Below are 22,662 nucleotides of genomic sequence, written 5' to 3' on the forward strand. Positions count from 1 at the left end.
AAGCCTTTGACCTGCTCATTAGTCGCCACCGATCGGCAATCGATGATGGGCCCCGGTCGATATAACGGCGACTAGGGCTGCAAGAGTCCTCTCCCAGTCGCGATGAATCTGCCACCAGGTTAGGCGGATAACCGTGTATCCGAGCCGGTGGAGCCTGAGGTCACGGGCGCGATCGGTCGCGTACTGCGCTACGTCATCGTGGAATTCGTAGGAATCGCACTCAATCACGAGCGACTTTCCAACCAGAATATCCACGTAGCCCACCCCATCAATGAAAACCTGTTGCCGGAACTTCACTCCCCGAGCTTGTAGCCCGAACTTCACCTTGGTTTCTGAGCCCGATTGGGATAAGCCGTCGACGCGCCTCAGGCTGCGGCGAAGGTTCACCGGGTAGCCCTCGATGATCTCGTCAATATCTCCCCGTCCTAACAACCCGGTATTGAGCGCGGATTCAAGGAGAATTGCTACCTCTGAGGCTTCAAGGCAACGCCCGGCATGCGCGAGCGCCCGAGCCGGCGAGGCAATCGGCCCCCTATCGGGCCAACTATCCAGCCATGGGCGATGCGGCAGAATCGCCGGCGCAAAATCCGTTTTCACCTGTTGACCGTTGAAGGCGTAACGCGGTTTATAGGCATGCACTCTCGAAAAGGGAGGGGTCCACAAACCCCAGAGTTTGCAGGCACTGATACAGGTCGGCCGCATCTTATTTCGATAGCTTTGGCGCACCTCGGGCGGAGCATCCTCGGTAGCATACCAACCATCCAAGTACTCCCACCGATTTTTCTTGGCATAGTTACGGATCTGAAATGGGCTGCAGACCTCAAGCAGCGCTTTCCTTGAAACGACGCCCGTGATCCCAGCTCCTCCGGTAGACGGAATCACCATGTTCATATGGCTAAGCCCATAGGAAAATCTCATGCCTCGAATGGAGCCCGGCTCCGACTGTGGAAAACCTACGCGCCAAGCGATCTGTGGAAACCATCGCCACGCAGTCCACCACCCATCGCCACGCAGCACGCCAACAACGCGACATCCGCCCACCTGACGTGCCGGAAAAATGAAGCTTGATTCTCGCTAAGCGCCTGCCCGAGGTTGGCCTGCGCGCAGATAGGCGAGGAAAAGCCCGGCGCGCCATTACTCCCACGGGTGAAGTATCGCCACGTACGGAATAGAAACGCTCTGACCTGGTGTTTTTCCTGGCCGGATTCGCCGCAAATCTCGGGTACTGCAGACCCGCTTCACTTTGGTGTGGATATACGCGCGGATCCATGCAGGGATGTACACGTATATCCACACCAAAATAAAGCCAGTTCCCGAGCCCCGTAGCAGAACCCGCCAATTCCAGCTCATACTCCCGACTAGCCGACCCGACCGCGAACACCTATAGAATTTCGGCATGAGTCACGAGGGAACAACGCCTGCCCAGTCTCCGAGCAAGAAAGAGCTCTGGGACGATCCCACCCAGAACAACGAGCACGTGCCCAGTGCCGACCCGGCGCGCGGCCTCACCGAGGAAGAGGCTGAAAAGCTCCGCCAGGAGGGCAAGTTCAACGACTTGCCAGACCGCTCGGGCCGCTCCACCGCCCAGATCATCCGCGACAACGTTTTCACGCGGATCAACTTCATGCTGGGCACGCTGTTTGTGCTAGTTATGCTCACGGGTTCGTGGATTAACGGCGCCTTCGGCCTGCTCATTATTTTCAACTCGATTATCGGTATCATCCAGGAGCTCCGCGCCAAGCGTACGCTGGACAACCTCGCGGTGATCGGCGAAGCCCGCCCGCGCGTTCGCCGCGACGGCACCGTGCGCGAGGTCTCCCCCGAAGACGTAGTCCTCGGGGACGTCATCGTCATCAAACCCGGCGAGCAGATCGTGGTGGACGGCGAAGTTACCGAATCGTCCTATCTGGAAATTGACGAATCCCTGCTCACCGGCGAATCCGACCCGATTCACAAGGATCCCGGCTCGCCGATCATGTCCGGCTCGTTCGTCTCCTCCGGCACCGGCTCCTACCGCGCCACCCGCGTGGGCCCGGACGCCTACGCGTCCAAACTCACGCACGAAGCCTCGCGTTTCTCCCTCGTCGATTCGCAGTTGCAAAGCGGCATCAACTCGATTCTCCGCGCCATCACCTGGATCCTCGTCCCGGTCGGTATCCTCACCATCGTCGGCCAAATCCGCGCCGGCGGCGACGACTGGCGCGAAATCATCCTCTCGGTCACCGGCGCCCTAGTGCCAATGATCCCCGAAGGCCTCGTCCTCATCACCTCCACCGCCTTCGCGCTCGGCGTGATCCGCCTCGGCCGCCTAAAAGTCCTGGTCAACGAGTTGCCAGCCATCGAAGGTCTAGCGCGCGTAGACACCGTCGCCGCTGACAAAACCGGCACGCTCACCGAAAACACGCTCACCTTCGCCGGTATCGAGCCAATTGCGGGGAGCGAGCCGAACGACGGTAGCGATTTTCCCGACGACGCCGTAGCGCGAAAAATTCTGGCCCAACTCGGCGCGGCCGATTCCTCCCCCAATTCTTCGATGGAAGCAATCATTGAAGCCGTGGGCACGCCAGAACGCACTTGGGAGGTCATCGGCCAGCAGCCATTTACCTCAGCGAAGAAGTGGTCCGGCATGAGCTTCGCGGGCGTGGACCTCGAGCCAGACCCCGAATCCGCGCCAGACCCCGAATCCGAGCGCAATTTCGTGCTGGGCGCCCCGGATGTGCTACTTGACCTGGCCAACGGTTTCGAAGAAGCCAAAGCCCGCGCGGCGGAAATTTCCTCCGCCGGCCTGCGTGCGCTACTCCTGGCTGAGGCCTCGGCAAACGTCGCGAGCGCGGAGGCGCCCGGCGACGTCACCCCTCTGGCCTTCGTTCTTCTTGATCAGAAGATCCGCCCGGACGCGGGTGACACCCTTAAGTTCTTCGAATCGCAAGGAGTTGAGGTCAAGGTAATTTCCGGCGATAACGCCCAAGCCGTCGGCGCAGTTACCCGAAATATTGGCGTTGACCTCGGCGAACCCGTGGACGCGCGCCGCATTGAAGAGCCCTCTTTCGAGGAAACCATCAACACGCACCAGGTGTTCGGGCGCGTCACCCCGGAGCAAAAGCGCGCGATGGTGAAGGCCATGCAAAGCCGCGGGCATCGCGTGGCTATGACCGGCGACGGCGTGAACGATGTTTTGGCCCTCAAAGATTCCGACCTCGGGATCGGCATGGGATCCGGCACCTCCGCCACCCGCTCGGTGGCCAAGATCGTGCTCCTGGACGATAAGTTCTCCGCCCTCCCCTTCGTGGTGGCCGAGGGCCGGCGCGTGGTCGGAAACATCGAGCGCGTGGCACGCTTGTTCCTCACCAAAACCACCTATTCGGCGTTGCTCGCCATCCTGGTTTTGCTGTGGGGCTTGCAGTACCCGTTCCAGCCAATTCACGTGACGATCACCGGCTGGTTCACCATCGGCATCCCGGCGTTCTTCCTCTCCCTGCCGCCGAATAATGACAAAGCGGAAGACGGCTTCGTCCGCCGCGTGATGGGCTTCGGCTTCCCGGCCGGCGCGATCGTCGGCGCGGTCACTTTCGCCACCTACCTCATCCTTGGCGGGAATCGGGGCGCGAACCAAGAGCTCGCGGTTCAGGTGTCGACGGCGACGCTCCTGGCTATGATCATTGCTTCCTCCTGGGTGCTCGCGGTGGTCGCGCGACCGTACAACTGGTGGAAGATCGTGCTGGTTATGTTGCCACTAATTGGCTACTACATCATTTTCACGGGTGCTCTGACGCAAGACTTTTTCCTGCTGGACTCTTCCAATCCGCAAACAATGACGGTCGGAATTGTGGCGGGCATTATCGGCGCCGCACTGATTGAAGTGCTGTGGTGGGTGATGCGCCTTCGATCTGGGCAGGGCGTGAAATTCTTTGAATCCGCCGAGGCTCGCAAGAACCGCCAGGTCCAGGCCGAGTTGCGCGAGCGCGCCCGCGGGTAACGAACCGCCCAGCCCGGCGCGCACCCAACCCGCGCTTAAGTAGCCCGCCCGCACCCAATTGGCCCGCTTGGTTCGCGGGTAAGTAGCCCGCCCGGGGCAAACAACACCCCCGGATAATTAGCGCCCGTTCTGCCGCCCGCGAATTAGCGACACGTCTCAGCGAAAACCTATCGGCGCGGACACCTTCACCCAGTATTCTTGCGCGCGTGATAACGACGAACGAAGAAATCGAGTACGCGGCGCGCGTCGAAGATGCCGTCAAGACCTACGGCGAGGGCGATGCCCAGGTAAAAGCCCTCGACCACGTGAGCGTGGCCTTCGAAAAGGGCAAGTTTACGGCGGTGATGGGCCCCTCCGGCTCCGGAAAATCAACCCTGATGCATTGCGCGGCCGGGCTCGACGCTCCCACTTCCGGGCGCATCTACATTGGCGACACGGAGATTTCCGCCCTGCCGGATAAGAAGCTCACCCGCCTGCGCCGTGACCGGATTGGCTTTATTTTCCAGGCCTTCAACCTGATTCCGACCCTGACCGCCCGGGAAAACATCGTGTTGCCTCTCTCCATCGCCGGGCAAAAGGTAGATCAAGACTGGTTTGACCAGGTCGTTGCCGCGGTGGGGCTGGAAAACCGGCTCACCCATAAGCCTGCCGAGCTTTCCGGCGGCCAGCAGCAGCGCGTGGCCTGCGCCCGCGCCCTCGTCAGCCGCCCGGAAATCATTTTCGCGGACGAGCCCACCGGCAATCTCGATTCCCGCGCGAGCACGGAAATTCTTGAGTTCCTCCGCCGCTCCGTGGACGACTTCGGCCAAACCATCGTTATGGTGACGCACGATCCGACCGCCGCCACCTACACCGACCTCGCGGTCTTCCTGCGCGACGGCAAAATCACCGAGTCCATCGAAAAGCCTTCCCGGGACTCCGTTTTGCAGATTCTCGCCGACGCCGAGCCCGCCAGCGCGGCCACCGTGGAGGCGTAGCAATGGGAAAAGCTGCCTGGAAATCATTCCTGGCCCATAAGGGCCGCCTCGCGCTCTCCGTCACCGCAGTGGCGCTGGGAGTCGCGTTTCTCGTGGGCGCGCTAACGTTCACGAGCATGCTCGACCGCGCGTTTAACTCGATCACCACCTCGGCAATCCCGGATATCGACGTGTCGGCCGAAGGCCGCTTCGATAACGACGCCGCCGTCGCCACCCAAACCGGCTCCGGCGTCGACCGTGAAATCCTCGAAAAGGTAGCGCAGGTCCCCGGCGTCGCGAGCGTGGACGGCGTGAACACCGTTGCCGGAATTTACGCGCTCGACGCCGATGGTCACGTGGTCTCGTCCAACGCGGGCATCACCATGTCGATTGCCACCAACTGGTTCCAGGCCCCCGCGTATTCGGGCCGGCAGGGGATCGTCTTGGTGGAAGGCAACGCGCCCGTGGACGACGGCGAAGTTGCGCTCGACCCCGATACCGCCGAAGCGATCGGGGCGGGAATTGGCGATTCGGTAGAGCTCATCACCCAAGACGGCGAGCGTTTCACGAAAACGCTCAGCGGCACCGCGAAATGGGGCGAAGGCGGCACGCTCGGGGCACAGTATGTGTTCTTGAACGACGCCGAAATGCAGCGCCTCATGCGCTCCAGCGCAGCCGGAAGCACCGCGGAAAGCGCCGCGGAAAGCAACGCCGGTGCAGACCAAGCAGCCGCCGCGGAACAGGCGGCAGCGGAACAGGCGGCGGGTGAACAAGCGGCAGCGGAGCAAGCTGCCGCCGTACAAGCCGTGGCGGCCGAGCCGGTGCCGACGGACGAATACTCATATATGACCGGCTGGGTGGTGCTCGATAAGAACGCTGATGCCGGGCAGACGCTCGTGAACATCAAAGCGGAGCTACCGGAGGGGCTCGACGCCTATTCCTCGCAGACGGTGTCCGATTTCTACTCGACCTACTTGGATGCCGGGCTTTCCTTCGTCACGGCCTTCCTGGGGATTTTCGCCGCGATTGCCTTCGTCATCGCGATCTTCCTCATCACCAATACTTTCTCGATTTTGGTGACACAGCAGCGCCGCGAATTCGCGCTTTACCGCGCGATTGGCGCAACCCGCGGCCAGGTTGAACGCACCGTGCTCAGCGAAGCCGCGGCCACCGGCGTTGCCGGAGCGGTGCTGGGAATTGTGCTCGGAACCGGCCTGGCGTTTGGCATTACCAAGGCCATTTCGGCAAGCGGGGTGGATTTGGGCGGCGGCGTACCCACGCCTTCCGTGCAGACCATTCTTGCCGCGCTCGTGGTCGGCACCGTGGTGACGATGCTGGCTGCCTGGATCCCCGCCCACCGCGGCGGAAAGATTCCGCCGGTGGCAGCCATGGCCGGAGCCGAGAAAATCAAGCCGCGGCGTTTCGGCGTGATGGAAGCCGTGCTCACCGCGATATTTGCGGTTGGCGCGGTGGCCCTCTACCTCGGTGCAAGCGAGCGCGTTGAGCACTCGACGACCGCGGTGGGCCTCGGGGCGCTCCTGGTACTGATTGGTGCTACGGGAATTTCGGCGCATTTGGGCTGGCCGCTCACGAAACTTCTGGGCGCGATCTTCACCCGTATCTTTGGCGCGCCCGCGCGCCTGGCGGATTTGAATGTGCACCGCTATCCGCGGCGCACCGCGTCAACGGCGTCGGCCCTCATGATTGGGCTCACGCTGGTGACGATGCTCGCGATGCTCGGCTCATCGGCGTCGGCCACCGTGGATCGGCTGGTGCGCGAGAACCTGCGCGGCGATTACACGGTGGAATCCGTGAACCACCAACCCATGGCGGTTGGGCTCCCCGAGAAGCTCAGCGAGGTGGAGGGCGTGGCTGCCGTTCACGAAATTCGCGCCGTCTTCACGCAAGACACCGAGGGGCAATTGGTCGAGGTGGCCGGGTATAAACCCGAGGATTTCAACAAGACGGTTGCGCAGGAAATCGTGGACGGGCGCGTGATGAGCACGGCGGAGGGCGAAGCGATTATGCGTCAGTCCGTGGCCGAGTCGCGCGGGGTTTCGGTTGGCGACTCGGTGGAGGTCATCAATCCCGCCACGCGCATGCCGGAAAGCCTCACGATCGTCGGTCTGTATTCGCAGCCGGAGGGGCTAAATCCACAGGGTACATTTGAGACGAACCTCGCCACGGTTGAGCGTTTCGGAGGCGCGCGCGCCAACGTCATCACGGTCGACGCCGAACTGGGTGCCGATCAAGCCAGTGTGACCAGCGGGCTTGAGAAAAAAATTGCGGATTACCCGACGCTTGTGGTCTCCAATCAGGAAGAGTACGCCCAGGCGCAAACCGACCGAGTGGGCGCGATTCTGGGTGTCCTCTATGCCTTGCTCGGGCTCGCCATCGTGATCGCGGTGCTGGGGATTGTCAACACCCTGGTCCTTTCCGTGATTGAGCGGACGCGGGAGATTGGGTTGCTGCGCGCGGTCGGCACCAGCCGCGGCCAGGTACGACTCATGGTCACGCTGGAAGCCGTCACCATTTCGCTGCTCGGCGCGGCGCTGGGAACCGGGCTGGGCTTGGTCTTTGGCGCCTGCCTGCAGCGGGTGCTCGCCGGCATGGGACTCACCCAGCTGGTGATTCCGTGGGGCACGATTGGCCTCGCGCTCGGCGGCGCGGTAATTGTTGGCGTGGTTGCGGCCGCCCTTCCGAGCCGGCGCGCCGCTCGCCTCGATATTCTCGACGCCATCGCGCAAGAGTAGCGCCGGGGCTTTTTCGCTCGCTACTTGCGGCTCGCAGCTAGCGGCTAGCGGCGGCGGGGCTAGCGGGGAGAAATCACGTCAATGGCTGAGAGGTCCTTGAGCTCGGCGGATTCGCCGGGCTCAAGGCGCTCGCCATTCACCGTGATTGCCGAGCGCTCCAAAATTGCCCGAAACCGGAGGGTGTTTCCCAGTGAAAGCTCGTTGCGCAGGTCGTCAAAACCAATTCGCTCGGGGAGCTCGACAATCTCATCGCGCACCATTGCAACATCGGCGATCATGCCAATGTAGTTGACGACTGCCCGAACCATCGTCGCTCCCTCTCCCACTGTTCTCCAGAAGTCTCTTCCCGCGCGCGGCTCCAGCTCTTTAGCTCAGCGCAACACCGCGCCAGACTTGAACCCTCGCTTTACGCCGGCGCCTCGGCCCAGACGACGTCGCCGGCCGAGCGCCTCCACAACGTGCCTTTATCCTAAACGCCCGGCCGCGAATATTCATCAGATGTGCGACCGGGGCTCGCGGCGTGGTCGCACTAGAACCCGCCGTCAGGCCTACCTCAGGCGATGCGCGCCCGGGCTTGCCGCGCGATCAGTCGAGGGAAATCTTCCGATAAATCCGCCCCAAATCCGCGCGGGCTACAATGCCAATCAGCACGCCATCCGCATCCCCCGTGCGGGTGATAAGCGCCGCCGGGCACTGCGCGTTATCGGTCAGCGCGTTACATACTTCAATGGCCGGGTCCGATGGTTTGACGAAAATCGGCACATCGGAGTGGCCCACGTGTTCAAGGATGGCCTCCGTGGTGGTCGAAGCCAGTGAGTAACGCTTTTTATCCACCACCAAATTCGCTACCCAACGGCTGATTGCCCGCATCGTGAGCAGGCCTACGATGCGCGCTCCATCCCCTGCCTCGTCAGCGTCGCCGTCGACCACTGGAATTTGAGAAAAACCCTGCTCGCTGATGATTTTTGCGACCTGTTTGAACGGGGTGTTGGGGCGAACGGTTTGCACGGAATGCGTCATGAAGTTTTGGATTTGTGGCTCGTTGCGAACCTGGGAGAGCAATGCCTCCGCCGTTTCCACAATGTCCTCGCGCGGGGTGGCGACGGGCTCGCCGGAGCGGTAATTCCCGTGCGAGATGACGTTGCGGAGCTCGCGCAAGACCTGGCCGAGTTCGCGGTTGCGCTTGGCCACCGGCACGCCGTGCTGCAGGGCGCGATTCCACGCATCACCGAAGCCGCGCGATTCCCAACCATATTGGGCGTCAAATTCGGCGCGGATATCTTCGACCGCGGAGAGGAACCGTTGCGTGAGGTTATTGTCCGATGGCATTTTCCCTCCTTTATCCCTCCGGTTTCGACCCTCAGAAATCTGCGTCCGCGCTCTGGAGGCCGTAGACAAGAGTCGAGTGACGTAGATCACAATAAGCAAAAACGACAAGCAACAAGCGCCCTGGACGCTTGGCGGAATCGTCGTTCTTTTTGCGGTTGCGGTTTTCATTCTATGGCTCGTTAGCCGGAACGACGCCGCAGCGGCCGCGCGAAACCCCGACAACAGCCAATAAATCCTCGCGGAGAACAAAGAGCATAAGAGAGGCCCGCACTGCCGTTTGGCAATGCGGGCCTCTCTTCGGCCAAATATCGACCTTTCAGTAGCTTGAGAGCCGCCGTGGATAGTAGCCCGAAGGCCACTGTAGCTAGTAGCTCGAGAGCCACTCTGGCCAGCGACTCAGGTAACCGGCACCGAAATTGGTGCCGGAAACCTTAGCCACCAGAAGGCAACTTAGGCATCCTTACGACGGATGGCCACAGCGCCACCAGCAACCAGAATCATTGCAATTCCAGCCAGCCCAGCAACATCCGCACCGGTGTGCGGGAGCTTGCCCTGCTTGGCGTTCGTCTTCGGGGCAGGCTTCTTGCCTTCAGACTTCTTGCCGGTGTTGGGGACCGAGTTCGGGTCGTTCGGATCGGACGGCTTGCCGTCCTTGTCCTTCGCGCCGGTGACTTCGTCACCGTCATTGAAGCCGTCACCATCGGTGTCCGGGTTGAGCGGATCGGTGTTGCCCGGCTTACCGTCCTTGTCGAACTTGTTGTTCTTGAACGGGTTCTTCGAGCCGTTGACCTCATCGCCGTCCTTCAAACCGTCACCATCGGTGTCCGGGTTGAGCGGATCAGTCTTGTGGGTCTTCTCTTCACCGTCATTCAAACCGTCACCATCGGTGTCCGGATTGTGCGGATCCGTGCCATCCTTCTTTTCCTGCTCATCGGTCACGCCATCGCCATCAGAGTCGATGTTGGGGACCGAGTTCGGGTCGTTCGGATCGGACGGCTTGCCGTCCTTGTCCTTCGCGCCGGTGACTTCGTCACCGTCATTGAAGCCGTCACCATCGGTGTCCGGGTTGAGCGGATCGGTGTTGCCCGGCTTACCGTCCTTGTCGAACTTGTTGTTCTTGAACGGGTTCTTCGAGCCGTTGACCTCATCGCCGTCCTTCAAACCGTCACCATCGGTATCCGGGTTGAGCGGATCAGTCTTGTGGGTCTTCTCTTCACCGTCATTCAAACCGTCACCATCGGTATCCGGGTTGAGCGGATCAGTCTTATCCTTCTTCTCCTGGCCATCGTTCACGCCGTCGCCATCAGAATCAGGATTCTTCGGATCGGTGCCGTCCTTCTTCTCCTGCTCATCGGTGACGCCGTCGTTATCGTCGTCATTATCGGTGACGTCCGGAATGCCGTCGCCATCGGTATCGAGCTGGAACTTAGCGGTCACATTATCCACAGAGCCATCCGGGTAGGTCACAACCACGGGGACGCTGATTTCCTCAGCATCCGCGCCGTTCGGTCCAGCCGGAACAACCGTTGCGGTCACCGTGCCGTTCGTCGCGGCGATCTTCACAGACCAGCCGGCCGGCGCGGTGTAGCCCTCAGCGATTGCGAAAGTAGCCTGCGGAGGCGTTACGCCTTCACCGAAGCTGACCGGAGAATCGGCCGACTTACCGGCAGGAACAATCACCGTCTTGTAGGAAGGATCGTACTTCGAGGCATCCGTCTCGGGGGCGGCCGGGGTATTCACCTTGACCTTGACATTGACATTGTCCGAAGTGCCATCCGGGTAGGTGACCTTCACCGGAACCGGGATTTCAGTTCCAGGAACCGCGTTGGCGGGAATGTCCACCGTCACGACGCCGGTGTTCGGATCCACCTTGACGGTTTTACCGCACTGCGCGCCCGCACCACAATCGAACTTCGTACCGTTCGGCGCGGTCGCCGGATCACCATTGTTGTCCTTGAAGGTCGGAGCCGGAATCTCGACAGTCGTGCCGGGCTCGCCCGCGCCATCCTGGTAGTTGGGCTCATACGTCTTGTTCTGCGGCGCAACGTCCGGAGTCTTGACGGTTACCTTGCCCGTAGTGGTTGCGGGACCCTGGTTCGGGTTGTTCTCATCCACCGGAGTGAACTCAACCGTCACCTTGTAATCCTGGTCCGTCACCGGAGCCTTCGGCGTACCCGAGATCGTGCACTTGCCGTTCTCGAACTTCGCCTCCAAGCCTTCCGGCAGACCCTCGGCAGAGCAACCCTTAATGGTCGCCTTACCCGGGTTATCAACCGTCACCTCAACCGGCGTAATCGGCTCACCAACCACACCAGTGACCGGCGGAACCTTCACCGTCGGAGCAACAGCACAACCCTTCTCGTCAACCTTCGCACCCTCAGGAGTATTGGCGCACTGAGCATTAGCATCCGGCACGCCATCCTTATCCCCATCGGGAGCCGGGGTAGCGGTTACCTTGCCCGTAGTGGTTGCGGGACCCTGGTTCGGGTTGTTCTCATCCACCGGAGTGAACTCAACCGTCACCTTGTAATCCTGGTCCGTCACCGGAGCCTTCGGCGTACCCGAGATCGTGCACTTGCCGTTCTCGAACTTCGCCTCCAAGCCTTCCGGCAGACCCTCGGCAGAGCAACCCTTAATGGTCGCCTTACCCGGGTTATCAACCGTCACCTCAACCGGCGTAATCGGCTCACCAACCACACCAGTGACCGGCGGAACCTTCACCGTCGGAGCAACAGCACAACCCTTCTCGTCAACCTTCGCACCCTCAGGAGTATTGGCGCACTGATCATTAGCATCCGGCACACCATCCTTATCACCATCGGGAGCCGGGGTAACGGTTACCTTGCCCGTAGTGGTTGCGGGACCCTGGTTCGGGTTGTTCTCATCCACCGGAGTGAACTCAACCGTCACCTTGTAATCCTGATCCGTCACCGGAGCCTTCGGCGTACCCGAGATCGTGCACTTGCCGTTCTCGAACTTCGCCTCCAAGCCTTCCGGCAGACCCTCGGCAGAGCAACCCTTAATGGTCGCCTTACCCGGGTTATCAACCGTCACCTCAACCGGCGTAATCGGCTCACCAACCACACCAGTGACCGGCGGAACCTTCACCGTCGGAGCAACAGCACAACCCTTCTCGTCAACCTTCGCACCCTCAGGAGTATTGGCGCACTGATCATTAGCATCCGGCACACCATCCTTATCACCATCGGACGGCTTCGTGACGTTTACCTTGGCGGTAACGTCGTCGAAGCTGCCATCCGGATAGGTGACGCGCACCGGGACCTCAATGATGTCCCCTTCGTGCTTGTCCGCAGGAATCGGAACCGTGATCGAACCGTCTTCGTTGATGACGACGCCTGCAGGCAATTCCTTGCCTTCCGGAACGCCATACTTAACGTTCTGCGGAGTGTCAACGGCGGCGCCGTCGTTATTCGTGAACTTCGGCTTCTGAACAGTCGCGGTGGTTCCGGGCTCGCCCTGAACCTCCACATACGACGGTTCATAGGTCAGGTTCTGCTTCTGCTTGTCGATCTTGATCGGAATCAAATCGACATGATCCTTAACAACCACGTACTCGACGCCGTCAATCTTCTCGACGACGCCACCGGTGATATTGCGCTTGATCTTCTTGCCGTTCGACTGGTAATAAGCCGGAACGCGCAGATCGTAGGTCACTTTGACCTTGTAGTCACCGGCAGTTCCAACCTCGGGCGTACCCTCGATCTTCTTGGTTTCGGGGTTGTACGTGAGTCCTGCCGGAAGCGTCGAAGCGTCGACCTTGGGCTCGTGGTAAACGGTACCCTCCGGGCCACCCTCAGGATCGACCGTTGCTGAATAGGCTTCGCCCTCCGAGCCGTTGGCCAACGGCGTATCGGTAATCACGATGGACACCGTGCGGCTGTACTTGCCCTCTTGCACGGTTTTTTCGCCAGCAGCGGTAATCGTGATCGTGTAAGGACGCTCAATCGTCACTTCGCTGGTGCCGGACTTAGTCGGCGTGCCCGTGATCTCACCCGATTCGGAATTAATCGTTAGGCCTTCCGGAAGACCAGTGGCGGTGTAAGGCTGGTATGCGACGGCGACTTCGTTTCCGCCTCGGCTAGAAACAACCTCAAGCTTTACCTGAGCCTTGTATTCGTCCCCAACAGAGCCCGCGGGAGCCTCTGCCGACTTGACGGCAACGAAGGAATCGGTCGCAAGGGGCATCCCCGACGTCTTTCCATCAGCATTGTATGCATAAAGCTTCGCGGTGTAGGTCCGTGAATCCTTCTTATCGAATGCATTTTCCGGCACGGTCAGATCACAACTTGGGATAGCTCCCTTGTTGTCGGCCTTGGCCTTTTCACACTCGCGAACCTTGTTACCTTCATCGTCCGACCAGACAATCTGGAACTGACGAGAATCCCCGACGTGATATCCGAGACCGGAAGTAACGGTATTAGCCGTATCCTCCGCACCCGCGAGTTGGCTATACGAGTCATAAGGCGTGACGTCGAAGTTCAACTTCTGCGGGAACAGGAGGAAGTTGTAGTTGTCGCCAGCGTTAATTATGTCGAGGCCCCACATACGGCGGTTTTGATCCGCGTAGCCCGGATGCGAGTAAGGGCCCGCCATATCAATTCCGTCGATCTTTTCGGCAGAGACGAAGAGGAAGTCCTGGTTAATGTGCTTGGAGTTTAGGTTTCCGAGAAGCCAGCTTCCCTCGCTATTGGACGGAGCAAGCTTTCCAGCCTTTTCCGAGGAAACAATGCCCTTGGACGTGGCACTATTGCCGTAGAGTCCTTTGAACTCCAGGTGGTAGGTACCGTCTGCAGCGGTGGTAGCGGTTACCGTTTCGGCAATCCACTTATCCTTACCTTCTGTTGCAATCTTTTCCTGGATCCAAGCCTGCAGGTTGGCTTCATCCTTAGCGGTCCAACCAGTAGCGCGGGGCTTGCGGTTGTTCTCGCCTCGGAATTCGGCATAAATCTTTTTGACCGCATAATCCGAGAGATAGGAACCGGTAATCTTCAGCCCCGGGGCGGCGGAATCGCCACTCCCGTAGTGAGTCCACGTGCCAGCGGTTCCACCGGCACCCAAGTCAGAGATGGCATCGTCGTTCGAATAGTTCCAGAACGCGCGGCCACGGATTTGGCCGTTGCGATTCGTGGAAACATCCGACGTGTCAACCGCATTGTCGAGGTGGAACTTCGAGTTATCGGTGATTTCCTGGTAGCGAATCGTCACGCCAGAAATCTTGTTAGGCCCGATGGAGAAGTTGCTTCCACCTTGGAGGGCATAGGTACTCGAACCGGGGAATACCTGCTGGTTGCCCCACGAGTACGCAAGGGCGTACTTATTGACGTCAGGGTTATCGCTCCAAACGCGGAACTTTTCACCCTCGGGGAGGTTCGGGTCCGCGTCAAAAGTATGAATCTTTCCGTCCGGGGAAACGAAGGGCTTCATAATAATGCCCCAGTTACCGGACGGATCCGAGGTGGTCTTATAGACGGGGGATGCTACCGCACCCTTCGAATCGAACCACTGGGCGTAGATCGTTACGCCACCGAGCGGCTCCCACCCCTTGTCAGTAATCGTGTTGGTACCGGTTGCGGTACTGAAGGTACCGACAGTGCCCGAGATCGTGTTTTTCGTATCTTTATTACCCGGGGAAGAAATTGCACCCGCGTTAAGTTCCGCCGGCGCACCCCCGTTCGCCGCACTCGCGTTCGCGGAGTCCGACGGCGCCGCGAGCGCCACGGCAGAGAAACCAGCAAACGCGCCCGAGCCGGCCACTGCAAAGGCCGCCAACGCCGCGAGCGGTTTCTTCCACCGACGCTTCGGTGTCGAAACTGAGGCTTTGTTCATTAAATGCTCCATATTCGTTTTGAATGCACGCACGAACTGGTCAAAAACCTCCTCGTCTCCGGAAACACGTGGAGCGAATTCGGACCGCGAAGATTCAGAACCCGCGCATGCGATACAAGGGAACTTTCAAGTATAGGGACTTTTAACAACGTTAATTCAAGAATGCTTGCCCATACTTAAGGATGAGGCTTTTTACGCTATTGACATGGGTCGTAATTGTTTTAAGTTGTTCAAAGCCAGCCGCTCATCCTCCCTCAAAACGCTTTGCCAGCAGTTGAAGTCCGTTTAAAACGTGTAAATAGACACCCTGGCGAGCTCCTCTTAAATTTAATTAACGGAGTCGTTTGCGTTTCGCTTAATTTACTTTTATTAGGACAACTAATAGTACAAATCGGGAATGGCTTAGAGATTCATAATTTGACAAAACTCATCTACCGGACTCACCAAAAAGCTCAAAAAGGGAGACCCGGAATCCGGATCTCCCTTCGTGGCGGTGGCGGCGGGATTTGAACCCGCGGAGGCTATTAACCTCACATCATTTCGAGTGATGCACCTTCGGCCGCTCGGACACGCCACCGCCAACTAAGGTACAGGGTTTACCCCCGATTTACCTACCCTGTGCGTTATATGTCACTAAAGACGGCCACTAAAGAACATTGTCCGGAGCGCGCCGGTCGGAGAAGAACTCGGCTAGCTGCGCGCGAGCTTCGCCCTCAAGCACTCCGCCTATAACCTCGACGCGGTGATTCAGCCGCGGATCGCGCACCACATCCCGCAAAGACCCCGCGGCGCCGGCCTTCGGATCCCAGGCAGCAAAAACCAGGCGGCGAATACGGGCAGCCACAATCGCTCCCGCGCACATCGTGCACGGTTCAAGCGTGACGTACAGATCGGCGTCGTCTAGCCGCCAGCGGCCTAGTTCGCGTCCCGAGCGCCGGAGGGCAAGGATTTCCGCGTGCGCCGTCGGGTCACAATCTACTTCGCGGGTGTTGTGAGCCGCGGCGACCACGCGCCCACCGACCACCACCAACGCCCCCACCGGCACGTCACCCGCCGCGGCCGCCGCCTCCGCCTCCGCGAGCGCGCGCCGAATGTACCCTTCTTCACGTTCACGCACGCAACTATTTTGGCACGTTCTAACCACCGCGGCCCCATCGCGCGGTAACCTGAAGGCATGGAGACCCTCGAAATTAATCATCCCCTTGTCGCCCACAAACTCGCCGTCCTTCGAGATAAGGACACCCCTTCTCCGATTTTCCGCCAGCTCGTCGAAGAGCTCGTGACGCTTCTTGCCTACGAGGCAACGCGCGATGTGCGGGTCGGCGAAGTTAGCGTTGAAACCCCGATCAAAGTGACTTCCGGCGTGAAGCTCGCGCGCCCGGCCCCGATTGTGGTGCCGATTTTGCGCGCCGGGCTGGGAATGCTGGAGGGCATGACCAAGCTTCTCCCCACCGCGGAGGTCGGCTTCCTGGGCCTGCGCCGCGATGAGGAAACACTCGAGGCCGTAACCTACGCGAACCGCCTGCCGGAGAATCTTTCCGGCCGCCAGTGCTTCGTGCTCGACCCGATGCTCGCCACCGGCCACACCATTGTGGAATCGGTGAAGTACCTGCTGGAGCGCGGCGCCGAGGACGTCACCTGCGTGTGCCTGCTGGCCACCCCGGAAGGCTTGGCGGAAGTTGAGGACAAGGTTGGCCATCACGCCAATCTGCGGATCGTCGTGGCCTCGATTGACGAAGGCCTGAACGAGCGCGGCTACATTGTGCCGGGCCTCGGTGACGCCGGCGATCGCCTCTACGGCGTGATCGACTAGATTTAGCGAAAATTACCGTAAGGGCCACCCCGCGTGGGTGGCCCTTACCAATGGAGGAACATCATGGCTAAGAAGAATCGCAAGCGCGCCCGCGAGGACCGCCCCAAGAAGAAGCGCACAATTATCCCCTTCATCGAGCGCGCCTTCGAGGGGCTGAGCGCCGAAGCGAGCCTGGTAGCGATGCGCGAAATCCTGCCGCTGGCAACCCTGCCCGCCACCACCACCGCCGAGCACGGCGAGCAGGACCTCATTTTCGCCACCATCCTGCCGGAAATGGCTGCCGCCTTCCGCCGCACCGACGGCGTTTTGTTGGTGGCGATCCAGACCCTCACCTCTTCGGGTGATGCTTCGCTCGACGTCGCAAACCGCGTGCTACACGGCCTGGAGCTTGAGCCCGGCGAGACGTTCATGGACAAGGAACAGCCGGAGGCCGGCGGGCCGCGCTTGCAGGACGTTATCGCCTCCTTCGGCGAGCTGGAAATTCATCAGCAGCCCGATTTTTGGGTCACGGCGGAGGATGCCGCCAAGCCGGAGATCAAGGCAGCGTTGCACGACGCCGAAGCTAACGCCGTGCCGAGCGCGGCCATCGAGGGACTCGAGAATGTGTACTGGTGCCGGATGAGCCGCGAGTTCCTGCGTTGGCTTCGCCCCGAGCCGCGCGACCGGGTACTTGATGGCCTGGCTCGCCTGCGCGCCGCCGGCAAAGAGAAGTGGGAAGATGGCGTGCGGCTGATCGGGGCATTCCGCGCCCACGGTCTGTGCATTCCGGTGTGGGAGCTGGCCCGCGGCACTGAGGCCGAAGAACTCGCCGCGCCGCTGGCCGAGTTTTCCCAGCGCCTCGACGCGGCAATTGCCTCCGCCGAGCCACTAACGGCCGAAGAAAAGCGCGCCCGCTCGGGCCTGGTCGCGCGCCAGGTCACGGTTAGCTAGCGGGGTTGCGGTTAGCTGGGCTGGTTGCGCGATTGCCGGGCTGGGTGCGCGGCTAGCTCAGCTAGGCGGCACCCGCGCTCCGCGCGGTAGCTTCAGCGAATCGCGCATCTGGTAGGAACCCGGCGGCGCCCGCGCGCCGCACGGCAGAGCGTGGCGGAGTTCGCGAAAAAGGGTAAGCACTTTACCAAGATTTGGTTATAAGGTTAGGCCGTGAACGATGGTACGCAACGCGTTGCGGTGGTGATCCCGGCCAGGGACGAGGCCGCCCGCATTGGTGGGACGGTCCGCGCCGCCCACGCACTTCCCCACGTCGACCTGGTAATTGTGGTGGACGACGGCTCAGAGGATGATACTCAGTCAATTGCTCGGGCATCCGGCGCCACGGTCGTACGGCACTCGGTAAACCGCGGCAAGGCCTCTGCTATGGAAACTGGCGCCTCGGTGGTGCGAATGCGCGACAGAGAGGGCCAACCCCCGCGGCTTCTCCTATTTTTGGACGCCGACCTGGGTGAATCCGCCGTCGAAACAGCGCCGCTCATCGATCCCGTACTACGCGGCCAGGCCGACTGCACCATCGCCGCACTTCCCCCGCAAAAGGGTGCGGGGGGTCACGGCTTCGTGGTGAACCTAGGCCGGCGCTCGATCGAACGCGCCACCGGCTGGCGTCCGGTGGCGCCGCTTTCCGGCCAGCGGTGCCTCAGCGCCGAAGCCTTCGACGCCGCCCGGCCCCTGGCCTTTGGATGGGGCGTGGAGGTCGGCATGACGATTGACCTGCTTACTGCCGGTTTTACCCTGCAAGAGGTGCCCTGCGATATCCGCCATCGCGCAACCGGAAACGACATTGCGGGCATCGCCCATCGCGCCAGCCAATATAAGGACGTGGCCCGCGCGGTTTGGACCCGCCGCTTCCACAAGGTGGCACTGCCCCGCGGCAAGCGGGTAGCGGCCAGCCACGAAAACTTCACGCCCGTGGGCGCCCGCGCCTAAGGTAGCGAGCTTCGGTGCCAGCCGCGAATCCGGATCCGGTCACTTCGCGTTTTCCGGCGTCGGGCGCCGCCTACTAGGCCAGCGCGCCTGGAAAGCCGAGCCTAAGCCTCCAGCCCCATCTCCTGCAGCTGGGCCGCGACGATATATCGCTCCGCCCCAATGAGCCACGACGGCACAATAATCGATGCGCCGAGGCACGCGATCGTCAAGCCCGAATCGTTCGTCAGAGAAGCGAAAATCAGCGTGAACGCGCAAGCAGAAATGACCGAGCGCGTGAACGGCTCACGCTCCCACACCTCCCCAATTGCAGCGAAACGAGGAAGCCGCGGCCCGCGTAGCCTGCCGGAGCTGATAGCCCAGGTCAGGCCAAGAATCAGAACCACGAGCATCGCCAGGAGCATCGCGCCGGCCACGGGATTCAGACCGTAGAAAAGCTGTTCTAGCTTGCGCGAAATCGAGCGTGAGGGCCGGCGCGCCGCCGAAGTCGGCGCCGAGGAAGGGAAGGGCGTCGAGGGCCACGGTTACCGCCCACACCGCGACGACGCCGATCACCGCGGCCCGGCGCTGGCCGCGGTGCAGGAAGGTGCGAGCGAGGAGGGCCGCCAGGATGAGCGCGCCCACGGCGAGCAGGGTAAACATCGTATTCGTGAGGCCGTAGAAGCGGCCGCCGGTGATCGGGTACATCCCCAGAAGCGAGCCGGTCATGAGCGATGATCCGCGCATAATCGAGCGCTGAATGAGGTCGGCGACGACGACGGCGACGGTGACCAGCCCGACCCGGATGAACGGCGCGGCGATCCAGGAGCGCGCCCGCTGGAGGAGCTCGGGTTGGGTCGCGGCCGGGGTGCTCGTTGCAGATTGGGCGTTCGCGCGTGCCACCAGCTCGTTTGGCACCCGCCGACCGGGCTCACCAAACACAACCTTGCCGCCGATAACCGCCCGCCCGTCCGCGTTGTAAACCGGATGAGGCGCGGAATCCCCCGCGTTTCGTTTCGACTTTCGCGGCACTTCACGGTGCTTCGAGCCGCCCGGGGCGTAGTCGGTCTGCGCCCCGAGCAGGTTTTTGCCCAGCCCCGCGCGCACCACGGCTTTGCGCGTTTCGCCGCTCGTCCATACCGCGCCGAGCGCGATCAGCGCGGCGAAGAGCGCAATGAAAATGAGGAGATTGAGCTCTGGGCGCTGCAGCGTCCACCAGGGCAACGCATTGGCCACGAGAGTCGCGGCAGGTAGCGCCGCCACCCAGCACATGAATTGAGTGAAACCTGTTGATCCGTCGCCGGTGCGGCGAGTAACAATGCGCCCCAACCCGGCTCCGAGAACGATCACGAAAAGCGCCGAAAGACCCAAGTAGAAATACGGCACGAGCGGCTGGGAAAGGTGCACTTTGGCCGCATCCGAGTAAAGCGCCGCGCGCACCTGCGTAGACGCGGCCGCTTTGCCGGCCGAGATCAGCGAATTTGCATCAATGGCGCCGGTCAGAGCGTAGGCCGTGGGGGTGATGTCCGTGAGCTGCACCAGGCCCTGGGTGCGAGTGCTCGCCGAGTAGGCGAAGCTCGCCGCGCGATCGCTTGCGGCTAGAGCGCCCGCTGCGGCCAAAGCGAAGTAGCCGAGGCGCGCGGAGGTCGATCGATCGGCTACGTCGCTTACCATTATTTGTGCATCCGGCATCGCCTCGCGCACCACCTCCAGGGCCGCGCCGAAGCGTCGATCGAGCATGGCGATCTGCCCGGAAAGATCCGCGTTTACATTGAGAGCTCCGAGGTCGATTACCGCTAGACGCGCGTTGCCCAAGCCCGGTGCGGCCTCGCGCAGCTGGGAAAGCGCCGGGTCATCCGGGAGCTTCGCGGCCTGGCCCGTGCTTTCGACTATGCCTGTGCCCGCATCTGTACCAGCATCAGCATTCGCGCCCGCGCTATCCGCCGACGAAAACGCGGAATTATCGAGTGGGGCGAGCGGCTGATACTGCCCGGAAAGCTTCCCGTTCTCAGCCAGAGCCAGGGCCGCGCCGGCGCCGAGCGCCACGGTCTGGCCAGGATCAGCGGCGCCGGCAAGCGCGCCAAGTTTTGGCGCGTAGGAATTATCGCGGTTCGCCGCCTCAATCGCGTCCCATCCAGGAATCACTCCCGACGCATCCGGCACCGGGATTTCTGGGCATTGCGCCGCGGGCGCGCTTTCTCCCGCGGTCGGATTACCGTTTGCGCCAGCGCTTGCAACCGCGTTTCCCTCTTTACCCGCGGTGGCGCGGGCCCCCGCACCGAGCGTGAGCCAGCCATCCCCCGGGCAGGCAACTTTTTCCGCGGTCTTGGTCACCACATTCGCGCTCGCCGCACCCTCCTGGAATCCAAGAAGATTTGGCGCGGATTCTTCGGAGAGATCCTGCCATTCCACACCGCTAAAGCCGATAACCACTAGTGGCGCGGGCTGCGGCGTCGTCGAAAAAGAAACGCTAGCTACCGCAGGGGCAGAGGCGACGAAGGATGCCGCCACTAGGGCGGCGACGGTTCCGAGAATTTTGGCGCGCATTCGCATGGGTCAACCCTACTAGGGCGCGCGGCGGGCAAAGGCGCTAAAGTGAAACGCGCCGAACACGAACCGAGGAGGAGATATGACAACTAACGCAGCCATTCAAACCAGCGATCATCTGCGGTTTTCGTTCCTCGGGCCGCGCGGGACGTTTTGCCATGCGGCGCTCCGGCAGGTAGCGACGGACGCGGATGAGGTCATTCCGGCAATTGATGTGCCGGCGGCGCTGCGGATGGTGCGCGCCGGCGAGGTCGACTACGCGGTGGTGCCGATTGAGAATTCCGTGGAGGGCGGGGTCAACGCGACCACGGACACGCTTATTAAGGGCAAGCCGCTGGAGATTTTTGGCGAAATGGTGGTGCCAATTAGTTTCGCGCTCGCGGTGCGCGAGGGCACGGCGCTGGAGGATGTGCATCGCGTGGGCACGCACGGGCACGCGTGGGCGCAGACGCGCAATTGGATGGCTGAGCATTTAGGCGACGCCGTGCACGTGCCCACCACATCCACCGCCGCGGCGGCGCATGATTTGGCCGCTAATCCCGGCATCGGATTTGATGCGGCGATTTGTGCGGTGCCGACCGTGGACGAATATGGGCTGGTGGCGCTGTCCGAGGAAATTGCGGATAACAAGAATGCGGTGACGCGATTTGTGCTGGTCGGCCAGCCGGGGACGATTCCTGCCCCCACCGGCGCGGATAAAACCACCCTGATGGTGCAACTGTCGACTAACGAGGCAGGGGCCTTGCTACGGATGCTCGAGCAGTTCACGGCGCGGGGCGTCAATCTTTCGCGGATTGAATCACGGCCGGTCGGCGACTCGCTGGGGCGCTACGCGTTTTCCCTGGATGCCGAGGCGCATGTGCGAGAAGAACGCATGCAGGCGGTGATGGTCGGGCTGCACCGGGTGTGCCCCAAGGTCACCTTCCTGGGTTCCTACCCGGCAGCAAATGGCAAGGCGATCCGGCTGCGCCCGGGCACCTTCGACGCCGACTTTGTTTCGGCGCGGCATTGGATGGACACGATCCTGGAGCGGGTCGAGCGGTAGGGGCGCGAGGCCCGATCGCAACTATTGGGGCTTGACCGCCTCAGTAATTACCTTCACTTCGGTTTGCACCACCCCATGGTTTCTCAGAACCTCGTATACCTCGTGCGGAGGATTAATAGTATTGGCCACGACCAAAAACCATTTGGCTTCCATCGAGTACCCGTAAGTAGCGGACGGCTTGGTGCACGGACTCACCCTTCTCCAATGCGATGTCGTACGCGGCGGGGGTGATGCACATCGTCCCATTTCCGGTGTCCCCCCCCCCCCAAAGCATCTTGATCACCAATGAAAACCTTCTCCGCAATGAGCGTTTCGTGCATCTGGGCCTTCATTGCCTCTTCAACGGAAAGCCCCGGATGATCCGCCATAAAGGTCGGATAAACCATTAGCGTTGTGTTTGCCACATGCCCGCCATTCAGGCCGGCACCAATTTCATACCCGTAGTCAGCCGTGATGCATTCGTCAAACTCGTGGAGTGAATGTGTCGAGCTTGTAGCGTCCGA

The 22,662-nt window shown here is 61.3% G+C and carries 14 protein-coding genes and 1 tRNA gene; 7 read left to right on the forward strand and 8 right to left on the reverse strand.

The genetic code is table 11. From position 1 onward, the window contains the following. Window positions 1–18: 18 nt before the first annotated feature. Window positions 19–597, reverse strand: a complete 579-nt coding sequence (locus tag BN2664_RS09260; protein ID WP_162137566.1) for an endonuclease domain-containing protein — start codon at window positions 595–597, stop codon at window positions 19–21. A 799-nt stretch (window positions 598–1,396) separates the two neighbouring features. Between BN2664_RS09260 and BN2664_RS06300 the strand changes: the two genes are divergently transcribed. From BN2664_RS06300 to BN2664_RS06310, 3 genes are all read left to right on the forward strand, one after another. Next, window positions 1,397–3,976 (forward strand): HAD-IC family P-type ATPase, encoded by a 2,580-nt coding sequence (locus tag BN2664_RS06300; protein WP_007001039.1) that lies wholly within the window; start codon window positions 1,397–1,399, stop codon window positions 3,974–3,976. Window positions 3,977–4,182: 206 nt separating this feature from the next. Next, on the forward strand, window positions 4,183–4,953 hold the full coding sequence (locus BN2664_RS06305) for an ABC transporter ATP-binding protein (protein ID WP_007001038.1): 771 nt from the start codon (window positions 4,183–4,185) through the stop codon (window positions 4,951–4,953). A 2-nt stretch (window positions 4,954–4,955) separates the two neighbouring features. Then, window positions 4,956–7,685: an ABC transporter permease gene (locus tag BN2664_RS06310; RefSeq protein ID WP_007001037.1), complete on the forward strand. Its 2,730-nt coding sequence runs from the start codon at window positions 4,956–4,958 to the stop codon at window positions 7,683–7,685. Between the two features lie 59 nt (window positions 7,686–7,744). On the opposite strand, the gene BN2664_RS06315 is transcribed toward BN2664_RS06310, so the two are convergent. The 5 genes from BN2664_RS06315 to tadA all read right to left on the reverse strand — a co-directional run bounded on the left by BN2664_RS06315 (window position 7,745) and on the right by tadA (window position 15,978). Further along, the gene (locus tag BN2664_RS06315; RefSeq protein WP_007001036.1) at window positions 7,745–7,993 is read right to left on the reverse strand and encodes a hypothetical protein; all 249 of its coding nucleotides are present in this window, start codon (window positions 7,991–7,993) and stop codon (window positions 7,745–7,747) included. Window positions 7,994–8,270: 277 nt separating this feature from the next. Next, window positions 8,271–9,014, reverse strand: a complete 744-nt coding sequence (locus BN2664_RS06320; protein WP_007001035.1) for a CBS domain-containing protein — start codon at window positions 9,012–9,014, stop codon at window positions 8,271–8,273. 450 nt (window positions 9,015–9,464) lie between these two features. Continuing rightward, the gene (locus BN2664_RS06325) at window positions 9,465–14,861 is read right to left on the reverse strand and encodes a YPDG domain-containing protein (RefSeq protein WP_058120649.1); all 5,397 of its coding nucleotides are present in this window, start codon (window positions 14,859–14,861) and stop codon (window positions 9,465–9,467) included. A gap of 488 nt (window positions 14,862–15,349) precedes the next feature. Further along, window positions 15,350–15,438, reverse strand: a tRNA-Ser gene (locus BN2664_RS06330). A 69-nt stretch (window positions 15,439–15,507) separates the two neighbouring features. Continuing rightward, window positions 15,508–15,978: a tRNA adenosine(34) deaminase TadA gene (tadA, locus tag BN2664_RS06335; protein ID WP_231723453.1), complete on the reverse strand. Its 471-nt coding sequence runs from the start codon at window positions 15,976–15,978 to the stop codon at window positions 15,508–15,510. Window positions 15,979–16,035: 57 nt separating this feature from the next. On the opposite strand from tadA, the gene upp reads away from it, so the two are divergent. The 3 genes from upp (at window position 16,036) to BN2664_RS06350 (ending at window position 18,591) form a co-directional block, all read left to right on the forward strand. Beyond that, window positions 16,036–16,674: a uracil phosphoribosyltransferase gene (gene upp / locus BN2664_RS06340; RefSeq protein ID WP_007001031.1), complete on the forward strand. Its 639-nt coding sequence runs from the start codon at window positions 16,036–16,038 to the stop codon at window positions 16,672–16,674. Between the two features lie 63 nt (window positions 16,675–16,737). Next, on the forward strand, window positions 16,738–17,604 hold the full coding sequence (locus tag BN2664_RS06345; protein WP_007001030.1) for a DUF5926 family protein: 867 nt from the start codon (window positions 16,738–16,740) through the stop codon (window positions 17,602–17,604). A gap of 210 nt (window positions 17,605–17,814) precedes the next feature. Further along, the gene (locus BN2664_RS06350) at window positions 17,815–18,591 is read left to right on the forward strand and encodes a glycosyltransferase family 2 protein (RefSeq protein ID WP_007001029.1); all 777 of its coding nucleotides are present in this window, start codon (window positions 17,815–17,817) and stop codon (window positions 18,589–18,591) included. Window positions 18,592–18,692: 101 nt separating this feature from the next. Here the strand turns inward: BN2664_RS06350 and BN2664_RS06355 are convergent, their stop codons facing one another. Next, entirely contained in the window at window positions 18,693–18,887 is a 195-nt protein-coding gene (locus BN2664_RS06355; RefSeq protein WP_058120650.1) for a hypothetical protein, read from the reverse strand. Beyond that, on the reverse strand, window positions 18,874–21,120 hold the full coding sequence (locus BN2664_RS06360) for a hypothetical protein (RefSeq protein WP_058120651.1): 2,247 nt from the start codon (window positions 21,118–21,120) through the stop codon (window positions 18,874–18,876). The genes BN2664_RS06355 and BN2664_RS06360 overlap by 14 nt, the downstream gene beginning before the upstream one ends. Before the next feature lie 76 nt (window positions 21,121–21,196). On the opposite strand from BN2664_RS06360, the gene pheA reads away from it, so the two are divergent. Then, on the forward strand, window positions 21,197–22,159 hold the full coding sequence (gene pheA / locus BN2664_RS06365; RefSeq protein ID WP_007001027.1) for a prephenate dehydratase: 963 nt from the start codon (window positions 21,197–21,199) through the stop codon (window positions 22,157–22,159). Window positions 22,160–22,662: the final 503 nt, after the last annotated feature.

It is taken from the genome of Actinobaculum massiliense (assembly GCF_001457435.1).
In the GTDB taxonomy this organism is placed as follows: Bacteria; Actinomycetota; Actinomycetes; order Actinomycetales; family Actinomycetaceae; genus Actinobaculum; species Actinobaculum massiliense.